Origin of the sequence: Bradyrhizobium sp. SUTN9-2 (assembly GCF_003122645.1) — a bacterium.
Taxonomy (GTDB): Bacteria; Pseudomonadota; Alphaproteobacteria; order Rhizobiales; family Xanthobacteraceae; genus Bradyrhizobium; species Bradyrhizobium yuanmingense.
The window spans coordinates 6416027-6435853 of the sequence record NZ_LAXE01000001.1; the positions used below are offsets into that span (position 1 = coordinate 6416027).

General features: G+C 64.7%; 21 protein-coding genes. 9 read left to right on the top strand and 12 right to left on the bottom strand.

Going from position 1 to position 19827, the window contains the following annotated elements; genetic code table 11:
- Window positions 1-286: 286 nt before the first annotated feature.
- Entirely contained in the window at window positions 287-532 is a 246-nt protein-coding gene (locus tag XF30_RS29710; protein ID WP_036003940.1) for a hypothetical protein, read from the top strand.
- Between the two features lie 145 nt (window positions 533-677).
- On the opposite strand, the gene XF30_RS29715 is transcribed toward XF30_RS29710, so the two are convergent.
- The 3 genes from XF30_RS29715 to XF30_RS39570 form a co-directional block, all read right to left on the bottom strand.
- Window positions 678-881 (bottom strand): hypothetical protein, encoded by a 204-nt coding sequence (locus XF30_RS29715; RefSeq protein WP_036003938.1) that lies wholly within the window; start codon window positions 879-881, stop codon window positions 678-680.
- Between the two features lie 71 nt (window positions 882-952).
- Complete coding sequence (locus tag XF30_RS39865; protein WP_260346296.1) at window positions 953-1081, bottom strand: hypothetical protein; 129 nt, start codon at window positions 1079-1081, stop codon at window positions 953-955.
- Window positions 1082-1193: 112 nt separating this feature from the next.
- Window positions 1194-1388 carry a hypothetical protein gene (locus XF30_RS39570; protein ID WP_074447527.1) on the bottom strand — a complete coding sequence of 65 codons (195 nt, stop codon included), beginning with the start codon at window positions 1386-1388 and terminating at the stop codon, window positions 1194-1196.
- 95 nt (window positions 1389-1483) lie between these two features.
- Here XF30_RS39570 and XF30_RS29730 point away from each other — a divergent pair, with 95 nt between their 5' ends.
- Complete coding sequence (locus XF30_RS29730; protein WP_109144640.1) at window positions 1484-1996, top strand: DUF4142 domain-containing protein; 513 nt, start codon at window positions 1484-1486, stop codon at window positions 1994-1996.
- A gap of 3 nt (window positions 1997-1999) precedes the next feature.
- On the opposite strand, the gene XF30_RS29735 is transcribed toward XF30_RS29730, so the two are convergent.
- Window positions 2000-2293 (bottom strand): hypothetical protein, encoded by a 294-nt coding sequence (locus XF30_RS29735; protein ID WP_109144641.1) that lies wholly within the window; start codon window positions 2291-2293, stop codon window positions 2000-2002.
- 283 nt (window positions 2294-2576) lie between these two features.
- Between XF30_RS29735 and XF30_RS29740 the strand changes: the two genes are divergently transcribed.
- Both XF30_RS29740 and XF30_RS29745 read left to right on the top strand, forming a co-directional pair.
- Window positions 2577-8870, top strand: a complete 6294-nt coding sequence (locus XF30_RS29740; RefSeq protein ID WP_057026878.1) for a HAMP domain-containing protein — start codon at window positions 2577-2579, stop codon at window positions 8868-8870.
- A 13-nt stretch (window positions 8871-8883) separates the two neighbouring features.
- The gene (locus XF30_RS29745; RefSeq protein WP_036003924.1) at window positions 8884-10371 is read left to right on the top strand and encodes an HWE histidine kinase domain-containing protein; all 1488 of its coding nucleotides are present in this window, start codon (window positions 8884-8886) and stop codon (window positions 10369-10371) included.
- On the opposite strand, the gene XF30_RS29750 is transcribed toward XF30_RS29745, so the two are convergent.
- Window positions 10368-10589, bottom strand: coding sequence for a hypothetical protein (locus XF30_RS29750; RefSeq protein ID WP_036029983.1), 222 nt, complete (start codon window positions 10587-10589; stop codon window positions 10368-10370). The genes XF30_RS29745 and XF30_RS29750 overlap by 4 nt on opposite strands.
- Window positions 10590-10729: 140 nt before the next feature.
- Between XF30_RS29750 and XF30_RS29755 the strand changes: the two genes are divergently transcribed.
- Window positions 10730-10987, top strand: coding sequence for a hypothetical protein (locus XF30_RS29755; RefSeq protein WP_036029986.1), 258 nt, complete (start codon window positions 10730-10732; stop codon window positions 10985-10987).
- 95 nt (window positions 10988-11082) lie between these two features.
- Window positions 11083-11325, top strand: a complete 243-nt coding sequence (locus XF30_RS29760) for a hypothetical protein (protein ID WP_036003915.1) — start codon at window positions 11083-11085, stop codon at window positions 11323-11325.
- A gap of 96 nt (window positions 11326-11421) precedes the next feature.
- Here the strand turns inward: XF30_RS29760 and XF30_RS29765 are convergent, their stop codons facing one another.
- The gene (locus XF30_RS29765; RefSeq protein WP_036003912.1) at window positions 11422-11643 is read right to left on the bottom strand and encodes a hypothetical protein; all 222 of its coding nucleotides are present in this window, start codon (window positions 11641-11643) and stop codon (window positions 11422-11424) included.
- A 115-nt stretch (window positions 11644-11758) separates the two neighbouring features.
- Between XF30_RS29765 and XF30_RS29770 the strand changes: the two genes are divergently transcribed.
- Together XF30_RS29770 and XF30_RS29775 are read left to right on the top strand one after the other, a co-directional pair.
- On the top strand, window positions 11759-11953 hold the full coding sequence (locus tag XF30_RS29770) for a DUF3072 domain-containing protein (RefSeq protein WP_057026883.1): 195 nt from the start codon (window positions 11759-11761) through the stop codon (window positions 11951-11953).
- Between the two features lie 90 nt (window positions 11954-12043).
- Window positions 12044-12361: a DUF6496 domain-containing protein gene (locus tag XF30_RS29775; protein ID WP_036003905.1), complete on the top strand. Its 318-nt coding sequence runs from the start codon at window positions 12044-12046 to the stop codon at window positions 12359-12361.
- Between the two features lie 6 nt (window positions 12362-12367).
- Here XF30_RS29775 and XF30_RS29780 read toward each other — a convergent pair whose 3' ends face one another.
- On the bottom strand, window positions 12368-12730 hold the full coding sequence (locus XF30_RS29780; RefSeq protein WP_036003965.1) for a hypothetical protein: 363 nt from the start codon (window positions 12728-12730) through the stop codon (window positions 12368-12370).
- 269 nt (window positions 12731-12999) lie between these two features.
- Window positions 13000-14553 carry a Do family serine endopeptidase gene (locus XF30_RS29785; protein WP_109144642.1) on the bottom strand — a complete coding sequence of 518 codons (1554 nt, stop codon included), beginning with the start codon at window positions 14551-14553 and terminating at the stop codon, window positions 13000-13002.
- A 205-nt stretch (window positions 14554-14758) separates the two neighbouring features.
- Here XF30_RS29785 and XF30_RS29790 point away from each other — a divergent pair, with 205 nt between their 5' ends.
- Complete coding sequence (locus XF30_RS29790) at window positions 14759-15595, top strand: universal stress protein (protein WP_036003894.1); 837 nt, start codon at window positions 14759-14761, stop codon at window positions 15593-15595.
- A gap of 18 nt (window positions 15596-15613) precedes the next feature.
- Here the strand turns inward: XF30_RS29790 and XF30_RS29795 are convergent, their stop codons facing one another.
- The 4 genes from XF30_RS29795 to cbbX all read right to left on the bottom strand — a co-directional run bounded on the left by XF30_RS29795 (window position 15614) and on the right by cbbX (window position 19770).
- Window positions 15614-15826 (bottom strand): hypothetical protein, encoded by a 213-nt coding sequence (locus tag XF30_RS29795; protein ID WP_036003891.1) that lies wholly within the window; start codon window positions 15824-15826, stop codon window positions 15614-15616.
- Between the two features lie 168 nt (window positions 15827-15994).
- On the bottom strand, window positions 15995-17851 hold the full coding sequence (locus tag XF30_RS29800) for a putative bifunctional diguanylate cyclase/phosphodiesterase (protein ID WP_109144643.1): 1857 nt from the start codon (window positions 17849-17851) through the stop codon (window positions 15995-15997).
- 252 nt (window positions 17852-18103) lie between these two features.
- Window positions 18104-18841: a ribulose-phosphate 3-epimerase gene (gene rpe, locus XF30_RS29805; protein ID WP_109144644.1), complete on the bottom strand. Its 738-nt coding sequence runs from the start codon at window positions 18839-18841 to the stop codon at window positions 18104-18106.
- The gene (gene cbbX / locus XF30_RS29810) at window positions 18838-19770 is read right to left on the bottom strand and encodes a CbbX protein (RefSeq protein ID WP_109144645.1); all 933 of its coding nucleotides are present in this window, start codon (window positions 19768-19770) and stop codon (window positions 18838-18840) included. Before cbbX ends, rpe begins: the two co-directional genes overlap by 4 nt.
- Window positions 19771-19827: the final 57 nt, after the last annotated feature.

Consider the following 19827-nt stretch of genomic DNA (forward strand, 5'->3'; position numbering starts at 1 on the left):
CTCGTTGGCCCAGCGCTCGACCTCATCAATGATCTTCTGCTGGCTTGGCCGCACCGGCTCGGGCGCTGCGGGTTCTGCGGAAAGCTTGCGAGGTAACCTGACTGACTTCGTCGGTCATGGTCTCTCTCCCTTACGGGAACAATGCCTTACGGCGGCATGCGTTTCAATAAATTATTGATTTTATTGGATTTCCTATTCACTTGCAGACTTCGTCGGCTTTCGCGGAACTCTCATCAAGTTGTTTCGTTGAGTAAGCTACTCAACCTACTCAATTTGCGTGATCGCCATGAACGACCTTCGCGCCGAGCGCCTTCAGGTCATGCTCTCGCCGGAAGAGTTGGCCGCCATTGACGATTTCCGGTTCAAGCACCGCATGCCGACGCGGGCGGCAGCAGTCCGCGAACTCCTGAAGTTCGGACTGGCCGCTGTGGGCGTCGATGCCGCTGCCGGCGTGAAGTCGAGCAGCTTTGGCGTATTCGGCCGCGGGCCTGAAGGACATACTCAGGGGGATCCGGAGAGCGGCGCCGAATGACGCACGGAAAGCCCCTCGAAAAGCAAACGACCCCGGCACGGTGGGTGCCAGGGCCGTCCTTGGAGATTGCTTCCGGCGCACCGGGGGCATGACTGCCGGAAGCAATCCGTCGACACTTCCCGCGGAAATTCGTTCCTGGTGAGAGCTAGCCCGTGGCGTCGCTCGAGCCGTCCGGCATGGCGCCGGAACCCGGCGTCTTGATGTTGTCGTTCAGCTTGGGATCGCGCGTCGCTTCACGCGAGGGGGAGCCTTTCGGATCCGCCTTGTGCACGGATTGCGCACGTTCCTTGTCGCGGGGCTGCACCTCCCCACGCTTGTCCTTGACGATGCCTTGGTCGGAATGGGCCATGATGCGCTCTCGCTTCTGCTGATGTGTCGGAGCGCTTACGCATAGCGGCGTCAAATGTTCCGCTGCGGCAATCAGCTGCGCACGGCGTGGACGGGAGATGCGCTCTCGAGATGCACCTGTCGCACCGTGGTCACCGTCGCGAACGCGACGGAGACGCCAAAGGCGAGAATGAGGGAGAGAAGAGCCAGACGCGGAGCCATCGCCAAACCTCCTTCTGCAATTGGAATCTCCGCGATCGACGTTCCCGGATCATCCCAAATCAGTTGTGCGCCTTCCGTGAGCGGTCTCACATGCAGATTCTTGAAGACGAGTTCACCCGTTCCGCTTTGGAGCTGCATGGACGGGAACGGGCGAAATTTCGCCGTCGAGCCAATCCTGCTCGTTGGCGAGTGCCGTCCAGGCGTCGGCCATGCGCGAATAGCGCTTATGGGCGGGCTGTCCGTCAGCGCGCTCGGCAAGCTGAAGACAATTGTCAGCGTTGTCTCTGAAGACGTCAGACTGTTTCATATAGAGGACGTGGGGACGGAACTCTTGCGCCGCAACCCGCTTACCGGATCGTAATGGTCGGGGAACTTTCGCACGCGGTTCGTCATTGAAGATCGATGCGAGTTGTCGCCGCAATCATTCTGGCATTGATCAGCACCTCGGCGCTTGCCGACAGCCTTGGCGAACGAAAGCCCGGCGCACGGGCGCCCTCCGCGATCGAGGTGATCAGCGGCGCCTACAATTTCAGCCGGTTTCAACAGGGGCTGCTCGAGAACACCGACCTCAAGGGCAACGCCGAGGTCAAGAACCTCGCCGCCCTGCGCGCCGAGGAAGCGGCTAAGCGCGACAAGCGACTGAAAGAGGTCCAGGAGGCGATCGGCGCGGAACTGCATGTCGGCAGGGCAACATCCTCGAGCGCGAGCCTCGTCGAGCCCGAAATGTCGGATGGTCCGGCCTATGTCAGAAGCTTCTATGCCGCGCAGATTCCCGAGTATGAGTCGATCATCGGCCTGCTCGAACGCTATCTGACGGCGCCCGACAATGCAGCACTCGCAGCGTTCGCGCGCGAACAGCTGCCGCTGCTGCGCGCCCAGGTCAGGGACGCCGAGCGCACCATGGCAGACAAATAGCCTCTACCTGTCGCTCGGTCGTTGCTGGCTCTGCGGCCGCACGGTGCGGTCGCTCTCCGGCATCTTGTCGCGACCCGCATCGCCGTTGTCGTCCTTGCCGCCCGACGAGGACGTGCCGCTTCCGCTTGGATTCGAGCGGGTAGCCGCTCCGGTGGTCGGCGTGTCCGCCTGCGGGTTGGCGGAGCTTGCGGCGGGGTCGCCGGTCACGGAGCCGCGCCCACTTGGCGCACCGCCCTGCGCCAGAGCCGATCCCGTGGCAAGGACCGTGATGGCGATGGCGACAATTGCTGCTTTCATGTCCGTTCTCCTGTCTGCGCTGGCTAACCGTCAGGCTCGGCGCTCCGTTCCGAAGGAGGACTGCGGACGACGGACGCGTGGACAACCCGCACTTGCGGGCCTTTTTCCTTCTGAGGCCATGGAACCAAACCGGCCGGACCGCCGTTAGCGTGGTTGGGCTGAGCAAAGCGGGTTCCAATTCCTGGCGCCGTACGTTGGCGCTTGATTTCGAATTTGGCTGACGCTCTTATTTCGTCGAACGCGTCTTGCCTCAGATTCGGCCGACGCCTGCGGGGGAAACAGTATGAGCGACCTCGATTCCGGAACTGCATCACGCTCCGGTCGTCGCGTCCCAAAGCCAAAAATCAACGGTACGTCCGAGCCGGATTCCCGAGCGGAACTGCTGCTCGCCCTCCAAGCGATGCGCAGCGGTGACTTTTCGGTGCGCATGAGCGGCGACTATCTCGGTATCGACGGCAAGATCGCCGACACTTTTAACGAAATTATCGCCGCGAACCAGCGCATGGCACAGCAGCTCGAGCTGGTGGGCCAGGTGGTGGGACGCGAAGGCAAGACCCGCCAGCGCGTGAAGTTCGGCCTCGCCTCCGGCTCCTGGGCCGACATGGAAGGCTCCGTCAACACGCTGATCGACGACTTGTTGTGGCCGACCCGCGAGGTGACGCGCGCGGTTGCCGCTGTCGCCCAAGGCGACCTGCTGCAGACCGTCAAGCTCGACGTCGACGGCCGTCCGCTCCGCGGCGAGTTCTTGCAGTCGGCGACGATCGTCAACACCATGATCAAGCAGCTCGGCGTGTTCACCTCGGAGGTGACGCGCGTGGCGCGCGAGGTCGGCACCGAAGGCAAGCTCGGCGGCCAGGCCCAGGTGCCGGAGGTGACCGGCGTCTGGAAGGACCTCACCGAGAGCGTCAACTCGATGGCGAACAACCTGACCAACCAGGTTCGCAACATCGCCGAGGTGACGATCGCGGTCGCCAACGGCGACCTCTCCAAGAAGATCACGGTCGACGTCCGCGGCGAGATCCTCCAGCTCAAGGAAGCCATCAATACGATGGTGGACCAGCTGCGCTCCTTCGCCTCCGAAGTGACGCGCGTGGCGCGCGAGGTCGGCACTGACGGCAAGCTCGGCGGCCAGGCCATCGTGCCCGGCGTCGCCGGCACCTGGAAGGACCTGACCGACTCCGTCAACGCGATGTGCGGCAACCTGACCGCACAGGTCCGCAACATCGCCAACGTCACCACCGCCGTGGCGCGCGGCGACCTCTCGCGCAAGATCACCGTGGACGTGCGCGGCGAGATCCTGGAGCTGAAGGACACCATCAACACCATGGTGGACCAGCTCAACTCGTTCGCCTCGGAGGTCACGCGCGTCGCGCGCGAGGTGGGCACCGAGGGCAAGCTCGGCGGTCAGGCCCAGGTGCCCGGCGTGGCCGGCACCTGGAAGGACCTCACCGACAACGTCAACTTCATGGCCTCCAACCTGACCGCGCAGGTCCGCAACATCGCCGACGTCGCGACCGCCATCGCGAGCGGCGACTTGTCGAAGAAGATCACGGTGAACGTCTCGGGCGAGATCCTTCAGCTGAAGGAAACGCTCAACACCATGGTCGACCAGCTCAACGCCTTCGCCGGCGAAGTCACGCGCGTCGCCCGCGAGGTCGGCACCGAGGGCCGGCTCGGCGGCCAGGCCAACGTGCTCGGCGTCGCCGGCACCTGGAAGGACCTCACCGAGAGCGTCAACTCGATGGCCTCGAACCTGACCGCGCAGGTCCGCAACATCGCCGAGGTGACCACCGCGGTCGCCGGCGGCGATCTCTCGAAGAAGATCACCGTGGACGTGCGCGGCGAGATCCTCGAGCTGAAGGACACCATCAACACGATGGTGGACCAGCTCAACGCCTTCGCCGGCGAAGTCACGCGCGTGGCGCGCGAGGTCGGCACCGAAGGCAAGCTCGGCGGTCAGGCGGTGGTGCGCGGCGTCGGCGGCACGTGGAAGGACCTCACCGACAGCGTCAACTCGATGGCCTCGAACCTCACGGGCCAGGTACGCAACATCGCCGAGGTCGCAACCGCGGTGGCGAAGGGCGACTTGTCCAAGAAGATCACGGTGAACGTCTCGGGCGAAATCCTTCAGCTGAAGGAAACGCTCAACACCATGGTCGACCAGCTCAACGCCTTCGCCGGCGAAGTCACGCGCGTGGCGCGCGAGGTCGGCACCGACGGCAAGCTCGGCGGCCAGGCCGACGTGCCCGGCGTCGCCGGCACCTGGAAGGACCTGACCGACTCCGTGAACTCGATGGCGGGTAACCTCACCGCGCAGGTCCGCAACATCGCGGAAGTTGCCACCGCCATCGCCGGCGGCGACCTGTCGCGCAAGATCACCGTGGACGTGCGCGGCGAGATCCTTCAGCTCAAGGACACGCTGAACACCATGGTCGACCAGCTCAACCGCTTCGCGGGCGAGGTGACGCGCGTGGCGCGCGAGGTCGGCACCGAAGGCCGCCTCGGCGGTCAGGCCAACGTGCCCGGCGTCGCCGGCACCTGGAAGGATCTCACCGACAGCGTCAACTCGATGGCGGGTAACCTCACCGCCCAGGTCCGCAACATCGCCGAGGTGACGACCGCGGTCGCGCGCGGCGACCTCTCGCGCAAGATCACCGTCGACGTGAAGGGCGAAATCCTCGAGCTGAAGAACACCATCAACACCATGGTGGACCAGCTCAACGGCTTCGCCGGCGAAGTCACGCGCGTGGCGCGCGAGGTCGGCACCGAAGGCAAGCTCGGCGGCCAGGCCGAGGTGCCCGGCGTCGCCGGCACCTGGAAGGACCTCACCGACAACGTCAACTTCATGGCCTCCAACCTGACGGCGCAGGTCCGCAACATCGCCGAGGTCGCAACCGCCATCGCCGGCGGCGACCTGTCGAAGAAGATCACGGTGGACGTACGCGGCGAGATCCTTCTCCTGAAGGACACGCTGAACACCATGGTCGAGCAGCTCCGCTCCTTCGCCGCCGAAGTCACGCGCGTGGCGCGCGAGGTCGGCACCGAGGGCCGGCTCGGCGGTCAGGCCGTCGTGCCCGGCGTCGGCGGCACCTGGAAGGATCTCACCGACAACGTCAACCTGTTGGCTGCGAACCTCACCACCCAGGTCCGCAACATCGCCGAAGTCACCACGGCGGTCGCGCGCGGCGACCTCTCGCGCAAGATCACCGTCGACGTGAAGGGCGAAATCCTGGAGCTGAAGAACACCATCAACACCATGGTGGACCAGCTCAACGCCTTCGCCGGCGAAGTGACGCGCGTCGCGCGCGAGGTGGGCACGGAAGGAAAGCTGGGCGGCCAGGCGCAAGTGCCCGGCGTCGCCGGCACGTGGAAGGATCTCACCGACACCGTCAACTTCATGGCGGCGAACCTGACCGAGCAGGTCCGCGGCATCGTCAAGGTGGTGACCGCGGTCGCCAATGGCGATCTGAAGCAGAACCTCACGGTGAAATCGAAGGGCGAGGTCGCAGCGCTCGCCGACACCATCAACAACATGACCGAGACGCTCGCGACCTTCGCCGATCAGGTGACGTCGGTGGCGCGCGAGGTCGGCGTCGAAGGCCGGCTCGGCGGCCAGGCCAACGTGCCCGGCGCTGCCGGCACCTGGAAGGATCTCACCGGCAACGTCAACCTGCTCGCGGCCAACCTGACCTCGCAGGTGCGCGCGATCGCGGAAGTCGCAACTGCGGTGACCAAGGGCGACCTGACGCGGTCAATCCAGGTCGACGCCCGCGGCGAAGTGGCGGAGCTGAAGGACAACATCAACACGATGATCACCAACCTCCGTCTCACGACGGACGTGAATACCGAGCAGGACTGGCTCAAGACCAACCTCGCCAAGTTCACCAACATGCTCCAGGGACAGCGCGATCTCACCACGGTCGGCCGATTGCTGCTCACCGAATTGTCGCCGCTGGTGAACGCCCATACGGGCGTGATCTACCAGGTCGAGAACGAGAACGATCCCCAGCTCCTGCTGCTCGCCTCCTACGCCAGCGACGGCGTCTACCCCTATCAGCCGGTGCTGCAGTTCGGCGAAGGCCTGATCGGCCAATGCGCCTTCGACAAGCGGCCGCGCGTCGTCTCCGACATTCCCTCGGACGTGGTGCCGATCAACTCGGCGCTGTTCCGCGTCGCCCCGAAGAACCTCGTCGTGCTGCCGGTGCTGTTCGAGGGCCAGGTCAAGGCCGTGATCGAGCTCGCCTCGCTGGTCTCCTTCACGACCTCGCAGATGACTTTCCTGGAGCAGCTCACCGACTCCATCGGCATCGTGCTCAATTCGATCGAGGCCACGATGCAGACCGAAGGCCTGCTCAAGCAGTCGCAGCAGCTCGCCGGCGAGCTGCAGACCCAGCAGCGCGAATTGCAGCAGACCAACGACCAGCTCGAGCAGAAGGCGCAGCAGCTCGCCGAGCGCAACGTCGAGGTCGAACGCAAGAACCAGGAAATCGAGCAGGCCCGCCGCGCGCTCGAGGAGAAGGCGACCGAGCTCGCGCTGACGTCGAAGTACAAGTCCGAATTCCTCGCCAATATGAGCCACGAGCTGCGTACGCCGCTGAACTCGATCCTGATCCTCGGACAGCAGCTCAGCGACAATCCCGATGGCAACCTCTCGGCCAAGCAGGTCGAGTTCGCCCGCACCATCCATGGTGCCGGCACCGACCTGCTCAACCTCATCAGCGACATTCTCGATCTCTCCAAGATCGAGTCCGGCACCGTGACGGTCGACGCCGAGGAAATCCTGACCGCGAACCTGCTCGAGACCGTCGGCCGGCCGTTCCGGCACGAGGCGGACAACCGCAACCTGTCGTTCAAGATCGACGTCGATCCGAACCTGCCGCGCAGCATCGTGACCGACTCCAAGCGGCTGCAACAGGTTCTGAAGAATCTGCTCTCCAACGCCTTCAAGTTCACCGCCGACGGCGAAGTGCGCCTGAAAGTCGCCGGCGCAATCGGCGGCTGGGGGTCGGATCATCCGGTGCTGAACTCGGCGCCGGCCGTGATCGCCTTCGAAGTGTCCGACACCGGCATCGGCATTCCCCTGGAGAAGCAGAAGCTGATCTTCGAGGCGTTCCAGCAGGCCGATGCCGGCACCAGCCGCAAATATGGCGGCACCGGCCTCGGCCTTGCGATCAGCCGCGAGCTTGCCAGCCTGCTCGGCGGCGAGATCCACCTGCGCAGCGCGCCGGGCAAGGGCTCGACCTTCACGCTCTATCTGCCCTTGAAATATTCCGGCCCGACCCTCGCGCCGCGGGCGCCGGCGTCACAGCAATACGGCCAGCCGCCGGCGCTGCAGCCTGCCGCGCCTGACCAGCAGCGCGTTATCGAGCAGCTGCCCGACGACCGCCTCAACCTCGAGCCCGGCGACACCATTCTCCTGATCGTCGAGGACGACCCGCATTATGCCCGCGTGCTGGTCGATCTGGCCCGCGACAAGGGCTTCAAGGTCCTGGTCGCCGCGCGCGGCGCCGAGGCCCTCGAGCTCGCCAAGCAATACCAGCCGACGGCCGTCTCCCTCGACGTGTTCCTGCCCGACATGCTGGGCTGGACCGTGCTGAGCCAGCTCAAGCACAATCCGCTCACCCGCCACATCCCGGTTCAGATCATCACGCTCGACGAGGACCGCCAGCATGCGCTGGCGCGCGGCGCCTTCTCCTTCGTCAACAAGCCGACGACGACCGAGGGCGTCTCGGCCGCGCTGACGCAGATCAAGGAATATGCGCGGCCGCGGCGCAAGCGACTCTTGATCGTCGAGGACAACGAGGCCGAGCGGCTCTCGATCCGCGAGCTGCTGCACCACGACGACATCGAGATCCTGGCCACGGATACCGGGGCCGGTGCGCTCACGACGTTGCGCGAGCAACCCTGCGATTGCGTGGTGCTCGACCTCAGGCTGCCCGACATGAGCGGCTTCGAGGTGCTCGATCAGATCCGCAACGACGAGGCGCTGTCGAACATCCCCGTCGTGGTGTTCACCGGCCGCGAGCTTTCCGCCGAGGAGGATGCCGAGCTTCACACCATGGCACGCAGCATCGTGGTCAAGGGCGTGGAATCGCCCGAGCGCCTGCTCGACGAGACCGCGTTGTTCCTGCACCGCGTGATCACGGAGCTGCCGATCGAGAAGCAGCGCATGCTGGAGAAGCTGAACAGTTCCGACGAGGACCTGATCGGCAAGACCGCCCTGCTCGTCGACGACGATGCCCGCAATATCTTCGCGCTCTCGAGCGTGCTGGAACGACGCGGCATGAAGGTGCTGACGGCCACGACCGGCAGCGAGGCGGTGACACTGGTCGAATCCAATCCGGAGATCGCGATCGTGCTGATGGACATCATGATGCCGCAGATGGATGGCTATCAGACCATCGGCGTGATCCGCGAGAACCCGGCCTTCGCCCGTCTGCCGATCATCGCGTTGACCGCGAAGGCGATGAAGGGCGACCGGGAGAAATGCCTCGAAGCCGGCGCGTCCGACTACCTCGCCAAACCGGTCAACACCGACCAATTGCTGCTTGCGATCCGCATGTGGCTGCATCGCTGAGTTGGACCCGCGTATGGATCAGGAAAAGGTCAACATCCTGCTCGTCGACGATCAGCCGGCCAAGCTGCTCGCCTATGAGGTGATCCTGAAGGATCTCGGCGAGAACCTCGTCATCGCCTCCTCGGGCCGCGAGGCGTTGGAGGTGCTGCTCAAGACCGAGATCGCGGTGATCCTGGTCGACGTCTGCATGCCCGAGCTCGACGGCTTCGAGCTCGCCGCGATGATCCGCGAGCATCCGCGCTTTCAGAAGACCGCCATGATCTTCATCTCGGCGATCCAGGTCAGCGACATCGACCGGCTGCGCGGCTACGAGATGGGCGCGGTCGATTACGTGCCGGTTCCGGTCGTGCCGGAGGTACTGCGCGCCAAGATCAAGGTGTTTGCCGAGCTCTACCGCAAGACGCGCGAGCTCGAACGGCTGAACCACGAGCTCGAGGATCGCGTCCGCGCCCGCACCGCGGAACTGGAGGCTTCCACCGCGAAGCTGCGCGAGAGCGAGCAGCGGCGCAGCATGGCGATCGCGGCAGGCAAGATGGGGTCCTGGGACTGGGACTGGATCAGCGGCGATTGGATGTGGGACGAGGGGCAATACAATATCTTCGGCGTCAGCCCCGACAATTTCGAGATCAATCCGGCCAACGTTCAGGCCCTGCTGCACCCCGACGACGTCGACCAGTTGCGCAAGGCGATCGCCGAGTTCAACAAGGGCACACGCGCCTATGAGACGGAGTTCCGCATCATCCGGCCCGACGGCGAGGTGCGCTGGTGCGTCGGCACGGCGGCCGCAACCACGGACGAGAGCGGGCGCGTGGTGCGCGTCAGCGGCGTGACCGTCGACATCACCGAGCGCAAGCGCGCCGAGGAGCGGCAGAACCTCCTGGCGCGGGAAGTCGATCATCGCGCGAAGAACGCGCTGGCGCTGGCGCAGTCGATCGTGCGCCTCACCCGGGCCGACGAGGTCAAGGCCTATGTCAACGCCGTCGAGGGGCGCATCAATGCGCTGGCGCGCGTGCACACCATCCTGTCGCTGTCGAGCTGGCAAGGCGCCGAGCTCTCCAGGCTGATCGACGAGGAGCTTGCGCCCTACTCGCTGGGCGACCAGATCAAATTGGCAGGGCCCGAAGTTCAGTTGCTGCCGGCGACGGCCCAGACGCTGGCGCTCGCACTGCACGAGCTCTTCACCAACTCGGCAAAGTACGGCGCGCTATCCACGCGAGCGGGGCGGCTCGCGATCGATTGGCAGGTCGACGAGGAGCTGCTCACGCTGAGCTGGGAGGAATCCGGCGGTCCCCTGGTCAAGACCCCGAAATCGCGCGGCTTCGGCACGCGAAGCCTGCTTGCGAGCATCGAGTCCCAGCTTGGCGGACAGGCGCAGTTCGATTGGCGCGCCGAGGGCCTGCTGTGCCGTCTTGAGGTGCCGTTGACACGCAAGACCGCGGCGGCTGCACCAAGCAAGTTCGACACCGCCGGCGCTGCCGAATTGCAACGCGCATCCGGTTAACCTGACGCTGCGCTGCTCATGCGCTGCGCCGTGCGTGGTTCGCGCGCGACGCGCCCTTCGAGCCAAGCTTCCGTTCGGGCGAGATCGCGCAGCGCCCTCGCGTAGCGGCGGGCCGCGCTCCGCTCCGCGCCAAGCGGAAGCTTGCGCGCCTTGCGCAGGATGTCCGCGGCCGCGTTGCGATAGGCCAGCGAGCGGTAAAGAAAGACGACCTTACCCATATCGATGTTCCCGTTTTGCTGGCGCCCATCTTGGCAAGCCCGGCATGAACGCCGGATGAAACGGGCGGTAACAATTCCTTCAGCGGAACGGAACCCGGCGATCACATGCGCGTTGGCGTGGCAGTTCGGGATGCCGTCCCATGCGCACCAAGAAGTCGTCTGAGCTGATCTCTGCCAGCGGCCTTATCAAGCTGATGACGCATGCAATGATGGGCGCAGCGCTCGGCCTCATTTTCAGCCTCACGCTCGTCCTGTCCAATCCAGCCGTCGCCAACCTGCTGAACAATGGCGGAAGCCAGGCCGCGATGGTCTTCGCCCTCACCTTGGTGACGACCTTCGCGATCGGCGCGACGCTCACCGGCGCCGTGTTCATCCTGGCCGAGGACAAGCAAACTTGAAGCGTGGGTGACGCACGGAAGATACTTCGCCGGGAACTCCCTGCCGCGACGCGCGGTTTGTGCCTGCGTCAATTTAACTCAGGGAGTTTCCCCGCATGAAGACGACCAAGCTCGCTCTCGCCGTAATATTGGCAACCGGCCTTGCCGCCGCGCCGTTTGCCGCCCAGGCCAAATCGCACAAGACTAAGCATGGATCCTCGATGTCGTCGGCACAGACCACCGGCGCCAACACCAAGTCCTCCAAGGGCGCTGATCCGTCCGGCCAAGGCGGCGCCGGTCCCGGCTCTGATCAGGGCGGCACCATGACCAACAAGGGCGGCATGACCGACACCAAATAGGCGCTCCCTGGAATCATGAAGGGCTCCGCATTGCGGAGCCCTTTGTCTTCTATCTTTGGTTCGGCACTCGGCCTTCAGTATCCGGCGCCAAGGATCTCAGCGGCGCTCGGCTGCGCGCGCGGAGTTGCCGCCTGTCTTCACGGCACGAAGCCGCACCCGGTCGCGGACGTTCGGCAGTACGTCGCTGCCGCCGGCAGCCTTCCATTCGGCGATCAAGAGATTGATCTTCCGGCGCAAGTCCATCTGCGCCAGGGCTCTTTCCGTGCAGTCGTGATCGCGCTCGACGAGGTCGCGCACCGACGCCTCGACGTCGGCCATCTCGAGCCTCAAGACTCTGATTTTACGTCGAATTTCATTAATTCTGTTGTCCATGCCTTGTTAGAACAAAATAAGAACATATAGTCAAGTCACGATTTCAGGACGGAGACGCCAGATGCAGGTTCAAGGTAAATACGACGCCAGATTTTTCCTGGGCGAGCAGATGACGCGGGCGCAGGGTCTCAAGCTGAAGCGGCTCAGCGAAGAGGCCTACCAGCCCGGCCAATATGCGCGGGATCTGTCCTTCAGCGAGGCCGCCCGGCGCATCCAGGTGCTGGAAGCGGAGATCGAGCTGGCAAACTCCTTCTAGAGCATCGCATCGCGCTTTAGGCATGCGCCGTTCCACGCTCCCGGAACCATGGCTGTGCAGAATGGTTCTCCCCGCCGAGGGAGAATATGCATGGCACGCAAGGCAAAAAAGCGCCGCTACTCACGCAGCTCGGGAAGCGATGTCGCCACCGAGATGCGGCGTTACAAGAAGGGCACCGCGAAGAGCGGCCGTGGCGGGCGCGGCGGCCGCGTCAAGAACCGCAAGCAGGCCATCGCGATCGGACTGTCGAAGGCACGCAAGAAGGGCAAGAAGGTCCCGAAGAAGGCTTCGAAGCGCAAGAGCGCCAAGAAGACGTCCAAGAAAGCATCCAAGAAAACGTCCGGGACGTCGTCCAAGAAATCGTCGAACAAGAAATCATCGAAGCGCAAATCCAAGCGGTCGCGCTGACCCGCCTCAGATCATGCTCCCCGGCATGAAGCAGCGGATCGAAATCCCGAACGCAGTCTTGACCGGCCACACCATCGTGCGGCCGGCCCGGTTGGGCTCGGTGATGACGGCCTCATCCGGCACATCGATCCACTGTCCGTCGATGCGGACACGGTAGCGCCCGTTGTGCGACTCCCAGTCGAGATCGGCAAGGGCGAAACCGTCCGCGTCCGAGCAGCACGGACCGAGATGGCTGCGCAAACTGTCGAACCATGGCTTCAGAGGAGAATTCGCGTAGCGGCCGTCGTCGCGCCCGAGCGCGTTTCCCCCCGAGAGCACCAATGGCGCCACGAGCAGCGCACTCCTGAGCGAGAGCTTCAATCGATCCATGTCGGCACCGATCACTTGTGAACCACCGGCGAGTTCCACAAAGCGCCGGGAGGCTCGAAGTTCCACGCTTGCAACCCCTCTCAGCGGCGACGTTGGCGCAGAGCACCGAGGCGCCCTGCGAGTGTGATCAGCGAACACGGCTTTTTCGGACGCACCAGGTCATCATCCCTGCCGTTAACGAGAATGTGACCGGCCTGGTGCGGACGTGACGTGTGTGCAAAAGGCGGCCCGAAGGCGGCCTTCCTGGATTGGTAAGGGTCGAGTTGACGTTATGCGAGTGGCACCGCAACGAAGCGGGTGGCCTCCGCGCTTCTGACCTGAAGCAGCACGCTGCGCTTGCCCGAGGTTTTGGCCTGCGCCAGCTCGGAGCGCACCTCGCCGACATTGCTGACAGCCTTGCCGCCGACATTGAGGATGACGTCGCCGGTCCGGATGCCGCGTTGCGCGGCCGGGCCTTGCGGATCAACCTCGGTGACGACGACGCCGTTCTGGCCTGCGCCCTGGACGTCACCGGCGGGCGCCAGGCTGAGGCCGAGGCGCGGCGTGCCGGCACCCGGCTGTCCGCTGCCCTCGTCGGCATTGCCACTGCCATTGCCCTTGGCCTGCCGCTCGTTCGGCAACTCGCCGAGCGCCAGCGTCACCGTCTTGCTGTCGCCCTTGCGGAAGACATCGAGCTTCACGGACGTGCCCGGCGTCAAGCCGGCGATGGTGCGGGCGAGGTCGCGGGAGTCCTTGATCGTGGTGCCGTTGACGGCGGTGATGACATCGCCCGCCTGGATGCCGGCCTTCGCCGCCGGGCTGCCATCCTGCGGATTGTCGACGATCGCGCCGCGCGCCTCCTTGAGCCCGAGGCTGTCGGCGATATCCGATGTCACCGGCTGCACCTGCACGCCGAGCCAGCCCCGGGTGACCGCGCCCTTGTCCTTCAATTGCGCGACGACGAGCTTGGCGGTCGAGGCCGGGATATCGAAGCCGATTCCGACCGAGCCGCCCGAGGGCGAGAAGATCGCAGTGTTCACGCCGATCACGTTGCCGTTCATGTCGAAGGCCGGGCCGCCGGAATTACCCTTGTTGATCGGCGCGTCGATCTGGATGAAGTCGTCATAGGGACCGTTGCCGATGTCGCGGCCGCTGGCCGAGACGATGCCGGCGGTCACGGTGCCGCCAAGACCGAAGGGATTGCCGACCGCGACCACCCAGTCGCCAATGCGCGGCTTCTGGTCGGAGAACTTGACGAACGGAAAGTCCTTCTTGCCGTCGACCTTGATCAGCGCGAGATCTGTCTTCGGATCGGTGCCGACCACTTTCGCGGTGTAGGTCGTGCCGTCGTCCATCGTCACCTGCACGGACTCGGCGCGATCGACGACGTGATTGTTGGTCACGGCATAGCCGTCGGCGGAGATGAAAAAGCCGGAGCCTTCGCCCGTGATCATCTGGTGGCGCTGGCGCGGCATGCCGTTCGCGCCGCCCGGAAAGCGGAAACCGAACTGTCGCGAGAACTGGTCGAACGGCGTGTCCTCGTCCGAATCCATCCGGTTCTGCTGCAGCATCGCGCTCTTGTCGTTGTCCTGATCGATTTTGACCCGCACCGAGATCACAGCGGGTTTGACCCTGCTGACGAGATCGCCGAAGCCGGGCGGCGTCGCGGCGGCTTCGGCCGCCTGAGCCGGCGCAATCAAGGAGTTGATGCCGTACGGCGAGGCGCCTGGCGCAACTGCCAGGGCGGCCACGCCCAGCGCGGCCACGGTGCCGAGCAGCGCGAGCCGCCGCGGCCGCAAGATCTTGCGAGACGTGGTGATGTCGGAATTGACGCGATCGTTCATGTCGAAATGTCCATGTTGAGCAGGTGTCGCCTTGCCCGCAACATGGTCGCTGCCACCTTACGGCGTCCCGTCCGTCCGATTAAATCTCGGCAAAGAATGGATGAGCGGTCGCAGCAGGCAATCCGGACGTTTGATACAGCTCAACGCGCCGCCTTCGCGCAGTGAAAAACTGCGACCATCGGATGATGCTCAGCGGAGGCGCGCCATGTACAAAGACATTCTCGTCCACATTCCCACCGAACGTCCCATGCGTCCCGCGATCGAGGGCTCGGTCTCGCTCGCGGCGAAGCTCAACGCGCATCTCGACGCGGTCGCGGTCGGCTATGTCGCCACCAGTACGGCTTACGTCATGGAAGGCGGCGCGGCGGTGGCGGCCGTTTTCGAGCTGGAGCGCGAGCGCGCCGTGGAGCGGGCCGAGGCGGCGCTCGCGGTATTCAAGAGCGAGGCGGCGAACGCCGGCATCGCCTATACCTGCCACGCACTCGGCGCGATCCCGGCAGATGCCGCCGGGTCGCTCGGCGAGATGGCACGGCTGCACGACCTCAGCGTCCTGCTCCAGCCCGATCCGGCGCAAGGCTCGTTCGACAACGACATGCCGAGCGAGATCCTGTTCCGCGCGGGCGGCCCGGTGCTGTTCCTGCCCTACACCTTCCGGGGAGCCTTCAAGGCGAAGCGGATCGGCATCTGCTGGGACGGCAGTCGCGTTGCCGCCCGCGCCATGCGCGACGCAGCTCCGTTCCTGGCGCGCGCCGAAGAGATCGTGATCATCACCGTCAACGAGACCGACGACGTCTGCGGCGAAGCTTCAGCGAGCGGCTTGGCCAGACATCTCGGCCGGCGCGGATTGTCCACCCGCACCGTCAGCCTGACCGCCACGCGCGCCGACATTCAGCCGATCATTCTGTCGCTGGCGGCCGACGAGAGTCTCGATCTTCTGGTGATGGGCGGCTACGGCCATTCGCGGTTGCAGGAACGCTTTCTCGGGGGCGTCACCCGCGCCATGCTGGAAGCCATGACGGTCCCGACGCTGATGTCGCATTGACGCGCCGGCCTGGCGCCGTCACGCCGCGACGGGAGCTTCCCATGTCGTGGGCGCGGCGGCGTCCTTGTCGCGGTGCACATTGCACGCGTCGAAGTGCGCCTTGAGCTCGATTTCGGCAAGATGTTCGAAATGTTCGGCCTGGCCGAGGAGTTCCCAGTTCTGGAGCGGCCGGTAGGCCGCCTGCTGACGACAGAGGGACGCCAGCGCCCGGTAGCGACGTACGTTCTCCATGAGACCCTCCCTCGCGTTCACCGGCTTATTGCCCTGATTTGCGTCAGGCCGATGGCGTTTATGCAAAACATTTGCTGCGCGCTCAACGCGCCTGAACCAAGTTAATTTTCGAGAAGTGCCGGTAAGGATTTTAGTTCCAAACGTCCGCTCGGAACTCTGTGCCCAATGCTAGGCGTAGAGGCGGCGCTCCACGGCGAGGCCCACCAGGTCGAGGTAGCGCTCGATCAAGTCGGGACGGCCGACGAGATAGCCTTGCATCTCCTCGCAGGCCTCGCGGGCCAAGAAGGCACGTTGGGCTTCCGTCTCCACCCCCTCGGCAATGACCGGGATCTTCAGCGCGTGCGCCAGGCTCAGGACGGCGCGGACAATCTCGGCCGATTGCGGCGTCGCCTCCAGGTTGGAGATGAAACTGCGGTCGATCTTGATCTTGTCGAACGGGAACGACTGCAGATACGACAGCGAGGAATAGCCGGTGCCGAAATCATCCATGGCGATGCGGATGCCGAGCGCCTTCAGCCGCCGCAGCAGGTTGAGCGCGCGGGTGAAATCGCCGATCAGCACGCCCTCCGTGATCTCGACCTCGAGCCGCGTCGGCGTCAATCCCGTCTCCAACAGGATCTGGTGGATCGAGCGCTCGAGATCGCCCGCCTGAAACTGGACCGGCGACAGATTGACCGCGACCTGCAACGGCCGCGGCCAGGATGCCGCCTCACGGCACGCCTCGCGCAGCACCCATTCACCGATCTCGACGATCAGCCCGTTCTCCTCGGCGAGCGGAATGAACTGGTCCGGCGGCACGAAGCCCCGCGTCGGGTGATTCCATCGCAGCAGCGCCTCGAAGCCGATGACCTCGCCATCCACCCGCGCCTGCGGCTGGAAATAGACGAGGAGCTGGTTCTGCTCCAGCGCCTGCCGCAGGTCGTGCTGCAACAGCCTGCGGTCGCGCAGCTCCTGGTCCATCTCGGATTCGAAGCAGCGGACCCGGCTCCTGCCCTCGCGCTTGGCGCGGTAGAGAGCCGAGTCGGCATTGGCGAGCAGCGTCGCCGCGTTCACGCCATCGTCGGGATAGAACGCGATGCCGACGCTGAGGCCCACGTGGGAGAGATAGTCGTCGATCTCGAGCTCCTTGCCGATCGTCTCGACCAGGCGTTCGGCCAGCGCCAGAACGTCCTCACGGCTGGCGTTGTCGGGCATCAGGATCATGAACTCGTCGCCGCCGATGCGGGCGACGAAGGCGCCTTCGGCTTCCGCGGCAAGCCGGTCGGCGGCCGCCCGCATCAGCATGTCGCCGACGGGGTGACCGAACACGTCGTTGACCTCCTTGAAGCGGTCGAGATCGAGGCTCAGCACGGCGAAACTGGTCGACGCCTCCTGCGCCCGTTCCAGCCGTTCGTCGAGCGCGGCGTTGAAGGCGCTGCGGTTCGGCAGGTCCGTGAGCGCATCATGATGCGCAAGATGGCTGATCCGCTGCCGGGTGGTGACACGCTCCGTGACATCCTCGATCACGCCGACCAGATATTGCGGATCCCCGTTGCCATCCGTGATCAGCATCTTGCGTGAATTGACGACCCGGTCGCGGCCCTTGACGCCGACTTCGAGCAGATGCTCCTCCAGAACCATCGGCATGCCGCTGGCCGCGACGCGTCTATCCTGCTCGTTGACCACGCGGGCCACGTCAGCCGGGAAGATCTGCTCGGGCGTTCGGCCCAGCATCTGTTCGCGCGGCATGCCGTAATAGTCTTCTCCGGCGCGGTTGAGCAGGATGTAGCGCGAACTCTCCGCACATTTCGCGAAGACGGCGATCGGAATGTTTTCGATGATTGTGTCGAGGAACTCGCGGGTCCGCAGCAGATCCTGCTCGACCTCGTCGCGCGTTTGCGCGCGTACTTCGATCATCCGCTGACGCTCGCGATCACCGGCCTCGTAAGCCGCGCTGACGAACTTGCCCAGCTCGACGAGATCGACCTGTCCGGTGGCATCGGTGGCGCAGCGGAGCTGCTCGGCGAACAGGCGATGCATGCTCATGCCATCACTTTGCGCCGCGTGCGGGCTTCATGCCGCAGTTTCCGTCGTTACGCATCCGCGCTCTCATCGCGTCCCTAAACCACAGATTGAGACGCTTGGCATTGCGCGGTCGTTAATCGATTGTCCTTCTCCGGTGCGTTGGTTACCCCGGCCTGAATGAGCCGATCGATTTGGAAGGCATGCTCCGTAGAGATCCGGAGAAAGTGGCGCGCCTTGACACACCGGAGCCACGGCGGTGGGCTGATCCGTAATCTACCGGATGAGCGCACTTTCTTCGGCCCGCTTCGCGGGCGCGGAACTATCTTGCAGCTTCGGAACCCGGCCGGTCTCCGCGGCGATGCGAATAGCCGCGATATTGGCGGCATATTCGCCAGCGCTCTTGCCGCGAAACACGGCGGAGCCCGCGACCAGCGTGTCGGCACCCGCTGCAGCCACGGCCGCGGCATTGTCGCACGTGACACCGCCGTCGACCTCGAGCCGGATCGGCCGCCCGCCGATCATGGTCCTGATCCGCCTGATCTTGTCGATCTGCGATGCGATGAAGGATTGGCCGCCAAAGCCCGGATTGACCGTCATCACCAGCACGAGATCGATACGATCGAGCACATACTCGATCACCGCTTCCGGGGTCGACGGACAAAGGCTGACGCCAGCCTTGCTGCCGAGCGAGCGGATCGCCTGGAGCGAGCGGTCGAGATGCGCCCCCGCTTCGGCGTGCACCGTGATGATGTCCGCTCCGGCCTTTGCGAACGCCTCGAGATAGGGATCTGTCGGCGCGATCATCAAATGCACGTCGAACGGCTTCTTCGAATAGGGACGGACCGCCTTGATGACGTCGGCACCGAAACTGATGTTCGGCACGAAGTGTCCGTCCATGACGTCGCAATGGATCCAGTCGGCCCCAGCGGCGTCGATCGCGGCGACCTCCTCGCCGAGACGCGCGAAATCCGCGGCGAGGATCGATGGAGCGATCATGATCTCCTTCGTCATGGCACTGCACTCCGCGCATCCGCACCGCCGCTGAAGACTCGGCTCGCTAAGACGTCCATGGCATCGATGGTTTCGAGGTCGGCGACATCGAGCATGCGATTGAGATCGGACACCAGCCGATCGGCCTGCCGCAGGCGGATGCGGTCGACGGCGTTGCGGATCGAGCGCGCGTTGGAGAAGAACGGCTGGGTCCGACGCAGCGCGATGTATTTCTCGAACGCCTCGCGCGCCGCGGCCGACAAGCGATAGCCGCGCTCCTTCAGCATCAGCTCGGCTATGACGAGCAGCTCGGCCTCTGCATAGTCAGAGAATTCGATATGGTGGGCGATGCGCGAGCGGAAGCCGGGATTGGAGGCGAAGAATTTCGTCATCCGCTCGCCATAGCCGGCGAGGATCACGACGAGGTCCTCGCGCTGGTTCTCCATCACCTGGAGCAGGATCTCGATCGATTCCTGACCATAGTCGCGCTCGTTGTCGGGACGATGCAGATAATAGGCCTCGTCGATGAACAGCACGCCGCCCATCGCCTTTTTCAGTATCTCCTTGGTCTTCGGCGCGGTGTGGCCGATATACTGGCCGACGAGATCGTCGCGCGTCACCGAGATCACCTGCCCGCGCCGCACGAAGCCGAGCCCGTGCAGGATCCTGGCCATGCGCAGCGCGACGGTGGTCTTGCCTGTTCCAGGATTGCCGGTGAACGACATGTGCAGCGTCGGCGGCGCGGAGGCGAGGCCGGCACGCTGCCGGATGCGCTCGATCAGCAGCAGCGAGGCGATCTGGCGCACGCGGTTCTTGACCGGCTTGAGTCCGATCAGCTCCTGATCGAGCTGTTGAAGCGTCTCGGTGATTCCGGCGGCTTCAGCCTCCTTGCGGAGATCGAAATGGGTCTCGCTGTGTTCGGTCGTGGTTGCGTGGGGGACATCGAGCATGGCTACCCTCGAAGAAAAGAGCTTCGCCGCGAGCGAGGCGGCGAAGCAGTGGTCCGC

Bases quoted from the DNA above. Each gene is read 5' to 3' on its own strand.
- XF30_RS29710 (WP_036003940.1), top strand. From the start codon at position 287: ATGAACGACCTTCGCGCCGAGCGCCTTCAGGTCATGCTCTCGCCGGAA.
- XF30_RS29715 (WP_036003938.1), bottom strand. From the start codon at position 881: ATGGCCCATTCCGACCAAGGCATCGTCAAGGACAAGCGTGGGGAGGTG.
- XF30_RS39865 (WP_260346296.1), bottom strand. From the start codon at position 1,081: ATGGCTCCGCGTCTGGCTCTTCTCTCCCTCATTCTCGCCTTTGGCGTC.
- XF30_RS39570 (WP_074447527.1), bottom strand. From the start codon at position 1,388: ATGAAACAGTCTGACGTCTTCAGAGACAACGCTGACAATTGTCTTCAG.
- XF30_RS29730 (WP_109144640.1), top strand. From the start codon at position 1,484: ATGCGAGTTGTCGCCGCAATCATTCTGGCATTGATCAGCACCTCGGCG.
- XF30_RS29735 (WP_109144641.1), bottom strand. From the start codon at position 2,293: ATGAAAGCAGCAATTGTCGCCATCGCCATCACGGTCCTTGCCACGGGA.
- XF30_RS29740 (WP_057026878.1), top strand. From the start codon at position 2,577: ATGAGCGACCTCGATTCCGGAACTGCATCACGCTCCGGTCGTCGCGTC.
- XF30_RS29745 (WP_036003924.1), top strand. From the start codon at position 8,884: ATGGATCAGGAAAAGGTCAACATCCTGCTCGTCGACGATCAGCCGGCC.
- XF30_RS29750 (WP_036029983.1), bottom strand. From the start codon at position 10,589: ATGGGTAAGGTCGTCTTTCTTTACCGCTCGCTGGCCTATCGCAACGCG.
- XF30_RS29755 (WP_036029986.1), top strand. From the start codon at position 10,730: ATGCGCACCAAGAAGTCGTCTGAGCTGATCTCTGCCAGCGGCCTTATC.
- XF30_RS29760 (WP_036003915.1), top strand. From the start codon at position 11,083: ATGAAGACGACCAAGCTCGCTCTCGCCGTAATATTGGCAACCGGCCTT.
- XF30_RS29765 (WP_036003912.1), bottom strand. From the start codon at position 11,643: ATGGCCGACGTCGAGGCGTCGGTGCGCGACCTCGTCGAGCGCGATCAC.
- XF30_RS29770 (WP_057026883.1), top strand. From the start codon at position 11,759: ATGCAGGTTCAAGGTAAATACGACGCCAGATTTTTCCTGGGCGAGCAG.
- XF30_RS29775 (WP_036003905.1), top strand. From the start codon at position 12,044: ATGGCACGCAAGGCAAAAAAGCGCCGCTACTCACGCAGCTCGGGAAGC.
- XF30_RS29780 (WP_036003965.1), bottom strand. From the start codon at position 12,730: ATGGATCGATTGAAGCTCTCGCTCAGGAGTGCGCTGCTCGTGGCGCCA.
- XF30_RS29785 (WP_109144642.1), bottom strand. From the start codon at position 14,553: ATGAACGATCGCGTCAATTCCGACATCACCACGTCTCGCAAGATCTTG.
- XF30_RS29790 (WP_036003894.1), top strand. From the start codon at position 14,759: ATGTACAAAGACATTCTCGTCCACATTCCCACCGAACGTCCCATGCGT.
- XF30_RS29795 (WP_036003891.1), bottom strand. From the start codon at position 15,826: ATGGAGAACGTACGTCGCTACCGGGCGCTGGCGTCCCTCTGTCGTCAG.
- XF30_RS29800 (WP_109144643.1), bottom strand. From the start codon at position 17,851: ATGAGCATGCATCGCCTGTTCGCCGAGCAGCTCCGCTGCGCCACCGAT.
- rpe (WP_109144644.1), bottom strand. From the start codon at position 18,841: ATGACGAAGGAGATCATGATCGCTCCATCGATCCTCGCCGCGGATTTC.
- cbbX (WP_109144645.1), bottom strand. From the start codon at position 19,770: ATGCTCGATGTCCCCCACGCAACCACGACCGAACACAGCGAGACCCAT.